The sequence below is a fragment of the Shewanella sp. GD04112 genome, assembly GCF_029835735.1.
Taxonomy (GTDB): domain Bacteria; phylum Pseudomonadota; class Gammaproteobacteria; order Enterobacterales; family Shewanellaceae; genus Shewanella.
In genome coordinates, this window is the sequence record NZ_JAOEAL010000001.1 from 2,007,136 (window position 1) to 2,019,148 (window position 12,013).

General features: G+C 48.8%; 13 protein-coding genes. 9 read left to right on the forward strand and 4 right to left on the reverse strand.

Translation table 11 applies throughout. The annotated features are described in order from the left end of the window. Positions 1–10: 10 nt before the first annotated feature. From tesB to tnpA, 3 genes are all read left to right on the forward strand, one after another. Positions 11–877, forward strand: coding sequence for an acyl-CoA thioesterase II (gene tesB, locus N7386_RS09020; RefSeq protein WP_023265842.1), 867 nt, complete (start codon positions 11–13; stop codon positions 875–877). Between the two features lies 1 nt (position 878). After that, entirely contained in the window at positions 879–1,283 is a 405-nt protein-coding gene (locus tag N7386_RS09025) for a YbaY family lipoprotein (protein ID WP_126512982.1), read from the forward strand. Between the two features lie 194 nt (positions 1,284–1,477). Next, complete coding sequence (tnpA, locus tag N7386_RS09030; protein WP_126512983.1) at positions 1,478–1,912, forward strand: IS200/IS605 family transposase; 435 nt, start codon at positions 1,478–1,480, stop codon at positions 1,910–1,912. 67 nt (positions 1,913–1,979) lie between these two features. On the opposite strand, the gene N7386_RS09035 is transcribed toward tnpA, so the two are convergent. After that, positions 1,980–2,861, reverse strand: a complete 882-nt coding sequence (locus N7386_RS09035) for a LysR family transcriptional regulator (RefSeq protein ID WP_011622400.1) — start codon at positions 2,859–2,861, stop codon at positions 1,980–1,982. A gap of 240 nt (positions 2,862–3,101) precedes the next feature. Here N7386_RS09035 and N7386_RS09040 point away from each other — a divergent pair, with 240 nt between their 5' ends. The 4 genes from N7386_RS09040 (at position 3,102) to N7386_RS09055 (ending at position 7,449) form a co-directional block, all read left to right on the forward strand. Next, positions 3,102–4,352 (forward strand): MFS transporter, encoded by a 1,251-nt coding sequence (locus N7386_RS09040; protein WP_126512984.1) that lies wholly within the window; start codon positions 3,102–3,104, stop codon positions 4,350–4,352. A gap of 495 nt (positions 4,353–4,847) precedes the next feature. Continuing rightward, positions 4,848–5,765 carry an alpha/beta hydrolase gene (locus tag N7386_RS09045; RefSeq protein ID WP_197721444.1) on the forward strand — a complete coding sequence of 306 codons (918 nt, stop codon included), beginning with the start codon at positions 4,848–4,850 and terminating at the stop codon, positions 5,763–5,765. A gap of 93 nt (positions 5,766–5,858) precedes the next feature. Continuing rightward, positions 5,859–6,905 carry an NAD(P)-dependent alcohol dehydrogenase gene (locus N7386_RS09050; RefSeq protein WP_126512986.1) on the forward strand — a complete coding sequence of 349 codons (1,047 nt, stop codon included), beginning with the start codon at positions 5,859–5,861 and terminating at the stop codon, positions 6,903–6,905. 106 nt (positions 6,906–7,011) lie between these two features. Next, entirely contained in the window at positions 7,012–7,449 is a 438-nt protein-coding gene (locus N7386_RS09055; protein WP_126512987.1) for a cupin domain-containing protein, read from the forward strand. Between the two features lie 88 nt (positions 7,450–7,537). Here N7386_RS09055 and N7386_RS09060 read toward each other — a convergent pair whose 3' ends face one another. After that, on the reverse strand, positions 7,538–7,924 hold the full coding sequence (locus N7386_RS09060) for a cyclophilin-like fold protein (RefSeq protein WP_164717940.1): 387 nt from the start codon (positions 7,922–7,924) through the stop codon (positions 7,538–7,540). Between the two features lie 81 nt (positions 7,925–8,005). Continuing rightward, positions 8,006–8,533, reverse strand: a complete 528-nt coding sequence (locus tag N7386_RS09065; protein ID WP_126512988.1) for a cupin domain-containing protein — start codon at positions 8,531–8,533, stop codon at positions 8,006–8,008. A gap of 206 nt (positions 8,534–8,739) precedes the next feature. On the opposite strand from N7386_RS09065, the gene N7386_RS09070 reads away from it, so the two are divergent. Then, positions 8,740–9,648, forward strand: a complete 909-nt coding sequence (locus N7386_RS09070; RefSeq protein ID WP_279768086.1) for an AraC family transcriptional regulator — start codon at positions 8,740–8,742, stop codon at positions 9,646–9,648. A 341-nt stretch (positions 9,649–9,989) separates the two neighbouring features. Continuing rightward, complete coding sequence (locus N7386_RS09075) at positions 9,990–11,552, forward strand: MATE family efflux transporter (RefSeq protein WP_248968058.1); 1,563 nt, start codon at positions 9,990–9,992, stop codon at positions 11,550–11,552. A 156-nt stretch (positions 11,553–11,708) separates the two neighbouring features. Here N7386_RS09075 and N7386_RS09080 read toward each other — a convergent pair whose 3' ends face one another. After that, positions 11,709–11,927 carry a DUF2986 domain-containing protein gene (locus N7386_RS09080; RefSeq protein ID WP_126512991.1) on the reverse strand — a complete coding sequence of 73 codons (219 nt, stop codon included), beginning with the start codon at positions 11,925–11,927 and terminating at the stop codon, positions 11,709–11,711. Between the last annotated feature and the right edge of the window lie 86 nt (positions 11,928–12,013).

The following is a 12,013-nucleotide window of genomic DNA, read 5'->3' on the forward strand; positions in this document are numbered from 1 at the left end:
GTAGGATCCCATGAGTCAGGTATTAGACGATCTCTTATCATTATTATCCCTCGAGCAAATTGAAATCGGGCTGTTTCGTGGTCAAAGCCAAGACTTAGGATTTGGGCATGTATTTGGTGGCCAAGTGATGGGGCAGGCCCTGAGCGCCGCTAAGCAAACTGTTCCAGCCGAGCGTAAAGTGCATTCGCTACACTCTTATTTTTTACGCGCAGGGGATGAAAAGCTACCCATAGTCTATGAAGTTGAGAATATGCGAGACGGCGGCAGTTTCAGTGCCAGACGCGTGAGCGCAATACAAAAGGGACGGCCGATTTTTCATATGACCTGCTCCTTCCAAGAACCCGAGGCGGGCTTTGACCATCAGGCCAAAATGCCTGAGGTGCCGGGCCCTGAAGGCTTATTAAATCAAAATGAGCTGGCAATGACCTTAAGGGATAAAGTGCCCGCGCGCATTCTCGAAAAGTTTATGGAAGACGCGCCGATTGAGATGCGGTTAGTCAATCCTTTGCATCCCTTCGCGCCCAAAGAAACCGAACCTTATCGCTATGTGTGGCTAAGGGCGAATGGGCCAATGCCAACGGATGCGCATATTCACGAGTATTTGCTGGCCTACGCCTCTGACTTTAACTTTTTAGTCACGGCGGCTCAGCCTCATGGGGTGTCGTTTTTAACACCAGGGATCCGCATGGCAACAATCGATCATGCGATGTGGTTCCATCGCCCAATTAATATGGGAGAATGGTTGCTCTACAGTATCGACAGTCCAACCGCCAGCGGTGGACGAGGTTATGTACGAGGCCAATTTTTTAATCAGCAGGGTGAGCTTGTCGCATCGACGACCCAAGAGGGGCTGATCCGTATGGTAAAAGGAAGTTAATATGTTGATGAAAATAAAGTTGTTTCTTTCATTCTTACTGGTGTCATTTGCCTTAAGTGGCTGCGTGACGGTTCAACCCGATCCTCCGGTGGTGGTGAATGGAGCTGCGGGCTATTTGGAAAAAATTCTCCTGCCCCAAGGCAGTGAAATTACCATTGCGATTATCGATTTGAACACGCCCGGCGTCATCATTGCCCAAAAGAGCTTTAATATCGCTCGGGCGCCTGTGCCGTTTAAGTTCTTATTACCGGCGCAATCTATCGATAAACGCATTAATTACGGCGTAGTGGCCATGATCAAGTATCAGGACAAGGTGATTTTTCAAACCTATGACCGCTTCCCCGTGATTAATAATGATAAATACACCACTGAAGTATTGATGAAAGCGGTTCGCACTGAGCCCTAGGCTGAGTGTTTTAAAGCCTATTTGCAGGATACGTGATTGCATTTTATCGAAAAGGGGAGTTAATCCCCTTTTTTATTTTTAGCTCAAAACCACCTACTTCAGTAGGTGGTTATCATCATTTGAGGCTTTGCCTGTATACCTACCCAAGTTAAATGCATCTTTGATTTTTAGCGAAGTCAAAAGAGGCAAATAACATGAGTAGATACGAGCAAGCATCGCATGTGTTCTGGCGATGTCAATATCATATAGTCTGGACACCAAAGTACCGCTTTCGGATATTGAAAGGTAATGTCGGAAAAGAGGTTTATCGATGCATTCAGGTTTATTGCCATCAAATGGGATGCATAGTCATGGAGCTAAATGTTCAAGTTGACCATGTCCATTTAGTGCTGAAGGTACCTCCGAAGATATCTATATTGAATTTAATGGGGGCGTTAAAAGGTAAGATAGCGTTGAAAATATTCAGTAAATTTCCTTACCTACGTAAGAATAAACTTTGGGGAAATCATTTTTGGCAGAGAGGATACTTCGTCGATTCGATTGGAATTAACGAGGAAATAATCCGTAGATACGTTAGGCATCAAGAGAAAGTAGAGCGGCAAGAGCAGGGTCAACTTGCTCTTGAATAAAGGCCCCCTTTTAGGGGGTTAAAACAAAGCCACCTTCTTCAGAAGGTGGATTCTTTACTGCTTTGCGTTAACGGTTTTTCATTAAAAATTCCACAAAGGCGCGGTCGGCTTGGCTGACGGGGCGCTGCTTTTTCCACGCGATATGCAGATTTAAAAACACCGGTGGGTCAAAGGGTTTGGCGAGAATGTCGTCTTTTGGGCTGATGGCCATTTCGAGCACGCTAGTGATCCCAAATCCCTGGGAGACAATCTGTTTAATTAAGTTAATCAGGTTAGTCTCAAAGGCAATATTGGGCTTTTTACCCAATTCTTTGGCCTGGGAGAGGATCCATTCCCGGTGGAAATAGCCAGTTTTAAACATCACTAATTCATGGTCAAAGAAGTCGTTGAGGCTGACGGCAGGATGATCGGCGAGCGGGTGCTCGGCGCCCATGGCGATCACCATCTGCTCACGGATCAACAATTGGCTATCGAAGTCACTCTGTAAATCTTGGGCGGTAATGATGGCGATATCCACTTCTTCCTGCTGTAACATCCGTAGCGCGTCACGGGTACCGCCTTCAAACAGTGACAGCTTTAGCTCGGGATATTGATGGCGAAAGGCCATAAGTCGAGAGGGCAGATAGAAGGAGCCCAGCATGCCTGGCACCGCTATCCGCACTTCCCCTGAGGTGAGATTCGCCATAGCGCGGATTTGCGCTTCGGCCTGTTTGATTTGTTTTAGGATTAAAGTGGCATGTTGATGCAGCACTAAGCCTTCGGCGGTGAGCGCGAGGTGCTTGTCATTCTTATTACTAGTGCGATTAATCAGTGTCACCCCAAGCGACTGCTCGAGCCGTTTAATGCTTTGGCTTAGGGCCGGTTGCGCCATATTGAGCTTCTTGGCCGCGGCGGTAAAACTGCCAGTATTGGCCAGTGCATCTAAATGTTTAAGTTGGCGTATATCCATGATTATTCATCTTTTATGCTGGATTGTATCTATGCTCGAGAGCACTGTGCTCTAAGGGTTAATAATGCGCTACAACCCAGTACAGTCGTATCTCGCATTGCTTGGCCGATAACAGAGTGTATCGCAACTGTTAGCTATAACAAAAATCAATAATTTCAATATAAATTATCTATTATTGTTATGTTATGCCCGGTGCTAATCTTTGTCTATCCTGAGAGTGATGCGTTATCGAGGCCAAAAGTGCAAGCCGTGTTAGACACTATTATCGACAGTAAACAACGTGATACCCGACTGATGTGGGCCCTGTGTGTGGCTTCCGTGGTGGTGTATATCAATCTGTATTTGATGCAGGGCATGTTACCGCTGATCGCCGAGCATTTTGCGGTATCTGGCTCTAAGGCAACCCTTATACTCTCGGTCACCAGCTTTTCGCTGGCGTTTTCGCTGTTAATTTATGCGGTTGTGTCCGACAGAATTGGCCGCCACACGCCGATTGTCGTGAGTCTCTGGCTACTGGCGCTGTCGAATCTGCTGTTGATTTGGGCTGGGGATTTTAATGCTCTTGTCTACGTCCGCTTTTTACAGGGCGTGCTGTTAGCGGCGGTGCCCGCCATTGCCATGGCCTATTTTAAGGAGCAACTCTCGCCAAGCACTATGCTCAAAGCGGCGGGCATTTATATCATGGCCAACAGTATCGGCGGGATTGTCGGTCGGTTACTGGGCGGGGTGATGTCGCAGTTTTTATCTTGGCAAGAGTCCATGTGGCTGCTGTTTTTAGTTACGCTTGCGGGCGTTGCCTTAACCAGTTATTTATTGCCTTCTGGCGCCGATGCACAAGCGGTATCGGGCGGACAAACCACCTCGCCAACACTGTCAAAACGGGCACGTTTATTACAGGATATTTATGGCTTTAGCCATCACCTAACCGATTCGCAGATGCGTTTAGCCTATGCCATAGGTGGGATCACTTTTATGATGATGGTGAATCAATTTAGCTTTATTCAGCTGCATTTGATGGCCGCACCCTACGAGTGGAGCCGTTTCCAAGCGACGTTGATCTTCCTGTGTTATTCCAGTGGTACCGTGGCTTCTTATTTTACTGCCAAATGGCTGGCCAAATTTGGTCAGCACAAGTTATACCAATGGTCTTGGTGCTTGATGTTACTGGGCAGTTTATTGACCCTGTTCGATACTCCAGTCACGATTTGTCTGGGCTTTTTGATGACGGCCTGTGGCTTTTTCCTAACCCACAGCTGCTGCAATTCTTTTGTGGCGATGCGCGCGAGTCGCGACCGCGCTAAAGCCACCTCGCTGTATTTGTGTTGCTATTACTTAGGCGCCGCGCTGGGCGGGCCTTACCTGATGCTGTTTTGGCATAAAGCCGAGTGGCAGGGAGTGGTGATGGGATCATTAACTCTTCTTGCATTAATCGCCTTAGCTATCGGTCGCTTGCGTTATCACCAGACCCAGATGAGCCGCGTGACGCTCTAGTTTGCTAGGCCCGTTGGCGCAGGTCTTCGCCATAGATTTAATATTTGATAAACGCTTAGGCCAACGACTCCCCGTTGGCCTTTTTGTACACCTAATTTGCCCTCGCGGGTATTCGCGTTAAACCGATACATACAGCCGAGCGCGACATTTCTGCTGCCTTATCTGGCATCCATTTCCTCATCTCTCATTGCGCGATTCCCACATTTTTGGAGTTTTAGGCAAGTAACCACGAGTTTCATGGCTTCAATATTGTGGTCGTTTTGTCGACAATTTCAGCATGAGTTGCCGCGACACTTAACTCATCTCGCTTAAGCGACATGTATGTTCCCTATTAAGGGCTGAATATGAAGGCATCAAACGGCGCGCTGTCTTTGGCGGCATGGCTGATAACGGCATTGTTGATAAATAAGCTTGCCTGCCTTTGCGGTAACACCGGGCCATCAAGGTGATTTATCCCATGGTGCTAACAATTTTTATCGGAGTGAAACCCTGACTATGCAAAAAGTAACTTTTCCAAATCAATACAAGATGAATGTCACGGGCAATCTTTATTTGCCTAAGGATATGAAGGCCGGCGAAAAACGCGCTGCCATTATCGTAGGCCACCCTATGGGTGCGGTAAAAGAACAAAGCGCCGTGCTCTATGCCCAGCAACTGGCCGAGCGTGGTTTTGTAACCCTTGCCATCGACTTATCCTTCTGGGGTGAGAGTGAGGGCAATCCACGCAATGCCGTGCTGCCGGACATGTACGCTGAAGACTTTAGCGCTGCGGTAGACTTTCTGGGCACTAGCGAGTTTGCCGACAGAGAGCGCATTGGCGTGCTCGGGATCTGTGGCAGCGGTAGTTTTGCCATTAGCGCCGCGAAAATTGATCCACGCATGAAAGCCATTGCTACCGTCAGCATGTATGACATGGGCGGATTTAGCCGTCATCTCTATGGCAAGTCGTTGACCTTAGCGCAGCGCCAACAAATGATCGCCGAGGCGGCCGCGCAGCGTTATGTGGAGTTTAGCGGCGGTCAGACCCAATACACTGGCGGTACGCCCCATGAAATCGATGAAAACTCTCACCCCATTGCTAAGGAGTTTTATGATTTCTATCGCACCCCAAGGGGAGAGTTTACGCCAGCGGGATCATCGCCTGAGCTGACGACGCATCCGACCCTGAGCAGTAACACTAAGTTTATGAATTTTTATCCATTTAACGATATTGAGTCTATTTCTCCGCGCCCCTTGTTATTTGTTGCTGGTGATGAAGCGCATTCACTGGAGTTTAGCCAAGAAGCCTACAGCCTCGCAGCGGAGCCTAAAGAACTCTATCTGGTAAAAGGTGCTGGTCATGTTGACTTGTATGACAGAGTGAACCTGATCCCCTTCGATAAGTTGACGCAATTTTTCACTCAATATCTGTAATTTAGCTCACGGGCCAGCGCTTTGCTGGCCTTGATTATTTCTCGCAGAAGCGTGTCATTCTACGTTTCTGCCTCAATCCACAGGGGATGAAATATGCAAACTATTGGATATGCCGCAGCGTCGGCGCAAAGCTCGCTAGAACCTTATCACTATGAGTGCCGTGAACTACGGGACAACGATGTCGCTATCGAAATTCTCTATAGCGGTGTCTGCCATAGCGATTTACACACTGTGAAAAACGATTGGGGCTGGACGGTTTATCCCACAGTGCCAGGCCATGAAATCGTTGGCCGCGTGGTGCAAGTGGGCAGCCAAGTGAACAAATATAAGGTGGGCGATCATGTCGCTGTGGGCTGTATGGTTGACAGTTGTCAGGAATGTACCCACTGTCACCACGGTGAAGAGCAGTTTTGTGAGCAGGGTTTTACCCAAACCTACAACAGTGCTGATAGGCACACCCAAGAGCTTACCAAGGGCGGCTATGCCAAGCATATCGTAGTACGCCAAGAGTTTGTGCTGAGTATTCCGGCATCGCTCGACCTTGCTAAAGTCGCGCCCTTACTCTGTGCGGGGATCACCACCTATTCGCCCTTAAGAACTTGGAACGTTGGGCCTGGCAGTCAAGTTGCTGTCATTGGTATGGGCGGTTTAGGCCATATGGCGATCAAACTTGCGGCCGCGATGGGCGCACATGTGACTGTGCTGAGCCGCTCGGAAAGTAAGCGTAGCGATGCGCTCGAGCTCGGTGCGAGTGACTTTTTGATCTCTTCAGATCTTGAGCGCATGCAGCAAGCCGCCAATCGCTTCGAGCTTATCATCGATACCGTGCCAACAAAGCATGACATTACCCCATACCTGCCATTATTGAATGTGGATGGCACGCTCACCTTAGTCGGTCAAGTGGGGCCGATTGCCGAGGTGAATACTGTGCCTATGGTGATGGGACGTCGTCGTATTGCCGCCTCGCTCATTGGTGGCATTGCCGAGACTCAGGAGATGCTCGATTTCTGCGGCCGGATGAACATTTTGCCTGAGGTCGAGATGATCAAAATGGAGCAGATTAATGAAGCCTTCGAGCGTCTGGAAAAATCCGACGTGCATTACCGATTTGTGATCGATATGCAGGCCTCTTCCTTCTAGGCTTAAGAAGGTACTCTCATTTGTTAAAAGGGCGGTTTGCGGACCATTCCCCATGCCGCCATCACTTTTAAATCAGCTTAAGACAACGTCAGCAAAGGAGTTTTTGATGAATACCTTAGAAACCGCATCCATGACACTGATCCCCGCAGGAACACAACAGCCGATTAAAGGGCCGAGTGAATGGTTTACCGGCGAGGTGGTGATCAGCAGCTTATTTAATGCGCCACCACCAGCGCGGGTGGGTATGGCCGTAGTGAACTTTTCAGCGGGCGCGCGAACCCATTGGCATAGCCATCCACTCGGGCAAATGCTATTGGTCACCCAAGGTGAAGGCTGGACCCAGTGTGAAGGGGGGGAGCGCACCACGATTCGCCCTGGGGATTTGATTTGGTGTAATTGTGGTAAGCGTCATTGGCATGGTGCAACTGCATCATCTTCCATGCAGCATGTGGCCGTTCAAGAGGCGCTTGATGGTAAACCGGTTGATTGGTTTGAACCTGTTACTGATACAGTGTACTTAAATGGCGGCAGTGTCAGCGAGTAACTCAATCACTGGCGAAATGCTCGGAATTAAAAAATAAAAGGCGAACTCAGTGTCGCCTTTTTTGCTTTTGATGTTGTGCTTTTGATGGTTAGGGCTGTTTATCGAACACCACATCGAGATCTTTACCACTAAGCAGTTCGATAAATTCTTCACTCATTGCTTTGCTCATCTCTTGACTCGTCTCGTTACTAAGAGTGCCGAGCGGGATTAAGCCATCGGCATACCCATAGTCCCTATAAAACAGAGCTAAGTTACCCCAAGGGGCATAATAGGTGATATCGCCACGCTTAGCGCTGGTGCCTTTGGGGGCCTGCGCTTTGGTGAGTTTTTGCTCGAGCATGGCGATTTTTTCGGTATTGGCATAGTCCTTAAGCGTTAGCTTTAGGGGTAAGCTGGCGTAGAAATCCTTTGCCGTTGGATTATCGAGGAGGGTTAATCGATACGCTTTGCCGTTTGCGGTCACACTAATGTTCATCGAAGTCTCCTTAGATTGCGTTATGGCGTTTGTAGCTTGCTTTGGTTTTACTTGCTTTGGCGAAGAGTCGCTAAGCTTGATTCAGGGCTTGTCATATTGAGCTGGGGAGACACTTTCTAGCCATGTGACCACCTTACCCGCGTTGGCTTCTTGTATGGCGATATGCGTCATGGGTGTGCTGCCCGTCGCGCCATGCCAATGTTTGACATTCGCAGGGATCTGCACCACATCCCCTGGCAGGATTTCAAGGCGTGTTTGACCTTCTTGCTGTACCCAGCCCATTCCTGAGGTGACGATTAAGGTTTGCCCTACTGGATGAGTATGCCAATGGGTGCGACTGCCCGGCTCAAAGGTGACTAAGGCGCCAGATGCGCGACCTTCGCCCTTGGCCTGAAACAAAGGCTCAACGCGCACTCGGCCGGTAAAATAGTCTTCGAGTCCCGTCACAGGGAGTTGAGTGCCATTGTGGGCAATACTGATTTGCTCAGCAGCAATCACGGTTTTAGGCCTTGCCTCTGACACAGGCACTGATGCTGGCACTGACTCAGCTGCCTGAACGCCAAGAGTTAACAATAGCAGGGAGCCTAATCCAAAATGCATGGGTTTCATCGATTTATCCTTTTCAATGGCGAAAAATCACTTACTCGGCCCCTTATTCTTGCCACTTGCGGACGCGCAGGGTAGTTCATTCGTCGGTAATGCTTGCCTAATTCTCCAATTGTTAGGCATTTCGTATGCTAACGCGATAAGTTGCGAGTAAGATAAATTCAGATGACTGAGTGCCGACTGCTACTGATAAAAACGGGTGAAAACTGATGAGTGAAATGCAAATGATGGATTGTTTTTCCCAAGTGCTTGCCGACAATGTGGCCAAAAGAACCCTTGGCGTCGAATGGGCATCATCTGAGGTCGAGGGGCTCGAGTTTTATCGGCAGAATGCGCCCACCTCCAACTCGGTCTGTATTGTCGAGCCAAGTATTGCAGTTGTGGTGCAAGGCGCGAAGAGCATGACCTTGGGGGAGCAGGTATTGATCTACGATCCGAGTCGATTCTTAATCACCTCTTTAGAGTTACCCGCCACCATGCAAGTGTTAGAGGCTAGTGCTGAAAAACCTTACCTCGGTGTCGTGCTAAAACTCGATTTGGCGGTGATGAGTGACTTAATGTTGCAAACGCCCTTAGCGAGGCAAAAGGATACAGTTACTGACCAAGGCATGATTTTAGGCCATTCCACCCCAAGCTTGCTGAATGCTTTCAGCCGTTTAGTCGCCTTACTCGATGAGCCTGAGTCGATTCCTGTGCTTGCGCCTCTGATTAAAAGAGAGATTTTTTGGCGTGTGCTTATCAGTGAGCAGGGCGCGCGCTTAAGGCAAATAGTCTCGGCGGGCAGCCATGGTTTACGCATCGCGCATTCTATCGAGTGGCTTAAAGTGAATTTTGCCCAACATTTTAGCATTGATGATTTAGCCGATATGACCCGAATGAGTAAATCAACCTTTCACCATCATTTTCGCCAATTGACCTCGATGAGTCCGCTGCAATATCAAAAACGGTTACGCTTGATGGAGGCTCGTCGATTGATGTTAAGCGAGAACATAGATGCTGCCGCAGCCGCTTATCGTGTTGGTTATGAGAGTCCATCGCAATTTTCCCGGGAATACTCGCGCCTGTTTGGCAATTCCCCCAAACGAGATGTCGATATCCACTGGTTATCATCGACCTAACTAAAGAAAGATACTTAGACCAACTGGTTGGGCTTAAGTGATTGGATTTAACCGGTTGGGACTAACTATTTGGAATAAGCCGTTTGGCTTAAACGACTGACTTAAGTGACGGGCTTAAGCAGACCGAGTGACATTGCTTGGCGTCAGTCGAACAAAACAGGCTATTGTGAGAGTAAAGGCTTGAGTGTGTAAGTTATTCGTAACAAACCAAATCGTTTAAATGATTTATTATGTGCGCTGCCTCATGGTAGGCTTACTTACTCAAGAGACTGCTTAAGTGGCGAGAGCCGCAGACTGGATTTGATGTCAGTCCATCCAATAGATCAAGGTAAAACAACCCCATGACCCAAGCCAAATTCGTTGAAGGTTCGATTCTTCGTCATATCCTCGTGATGAGTTCGACCGCCGCCGTGGGGATTTCTGCCTTATTTGTGGTCGATTTACTCGATATTTTCTTCTTAAGTTTACTCGGCGAACATGAACTGGCCGCGGCGGTGGGCTATGCGGGCAGTATTTCGTTTTTTACGACCTCTATCGGTATCGGCCTGTCGATTGCCCTCGGGGCGTTAGTTTCCCGCTCGATTGGTGCAAAGGATGTCGAGTTAGCTAAACGCCTCTTGCTCAATAGTGCGGCGGTGACCACCTTAATCAGCCTTTTTGTGAGTGTGGTGGTGACCTGTTTTATCCCCGAATTAGTGACTTTGGTAGGGGCGAGCGGCCATACCGCTGAACTTGCCGAGAGTTATCTGTACATTTTGGTGCCTTCTTTACCCTTTATTTGCCTTGCGATGGCCCTTGGCGGTGCGCTGCGTGCCGTTGGGGATGCCAAGCTGTCGATGATGTCGACCTTAGCGGGCGGCGGCGTTAATGCGGTGCTGGATCCAATTTTTATTTTCCTGTTTGCCATGGGGATTGAAGGCGCGGCACTGGCGTCGGTCCTTGCCCGTATCGCGGTCTTTATCATTGCCGGGCGGGGTGTGGTGGTAAAACATCAACTGCTAGGTAAGTTTAACTTCAGCTATTTTGTTGCCGATCTCAAACCGATTTTCGCCATCGCTGGACCTGCCATGCTGACGAATATCGCTACGCCCATTGGTAACGCCTTTGTGACCCGCGCGATTGCGGATTTTGGTGATGCCTATGTGGCTGGTTGGGCGGTGCTTGGCAGGTTAGTCCCGGTCACCTTTGGGATGATTTTTGCGTTATCCGGCGCCATTGGGCCGATTGTTGGGCAAAACTTTGGGGCGGGCCGATTCGACCGGGTGCGCGAGAGTTTAACTAAGGCGATTCAATTTTGTACCTTGTATGTGGTGGTGATGTCGCTGCTACTGTTTTTGCTCAAATCGCAGGTGGTGAGCCTGTTCGATATGAAAGGCGATAGCGCGGCGCTTATCGAGTTTTTCTGTAGCTACATCGCGGTGTTTTTTACCTTCTCTGGCATTTTATTTGTGGCCAATGCTTCGTTTAATAATCTGGGCAAAGCCAAATATTCCACCCTGTTCAACGTCGGTAAAGCCACATTAGGCACAGTGCCATTCGTGTATTTTGGCGCGCAGTGGGGCGGGGTATACGGTGTGTTAATTGGCCAAGTATTGGGCTCGATTCTGTTTGGGATCATGGGTGTATGGGTGGCTTATCGATTAGTCGATAAAGTCGCACTGGCAAGCCGCGCAAACGCAGCACAGCCCTTGGGGAACGATACCGAAGAGGCGCAGGCCAAGTGCCAGCAATTGCTGGCGGGGGATGAGGAAGAAATTGCTAATTGTGTTGGCCAAAATCTGCCTTCATCTACGAGTCCGTTTTCATCCTCCCATGTACAAATGGGCCAATTGACCGAAGAGCAGGAATGCGAGGCGGCCACGGCTGCGGTGGATTTTGATAAAGCAAAACCTAATACGCCGTAACCCCTTAGATAACCATCCTGGTAATCATAAAGAGTCATAAAAACTGATAAAACATAAAGGCCACTGAAAAGTGGCCTTTATGTTTGGCATATCCGCATTCACGGGAAAGCGTTTTATGCGAGTGCGAGCATTCTGAGCGTCACGACACAAAGCGGCTTAGCTCGCAGCCTTATCTTCCGCGCTAGATGCATCGGTACCTGCGCTATCTTGCGCTACTTCTAAAGCCACTGCTTCTGGCGTTTCGGCTTCGAGACGCGCGCGCTCCGCTTTAGAAATATAACGCGGTTTTGCACCCACTTTGGGTTTCTCGATTTTGTTTTGTTTGGCTTTTTCGCGCTTAGCCATCTTCTTAACGATCTTTTGCTTCTTGTTCATAACATCTCTAATTCGGTTTTTGCCTATACAGGCTGAGTCCAGTGGCTCAATTAAAGCTGGATTCTAACTGAATATTGCCAATCTCT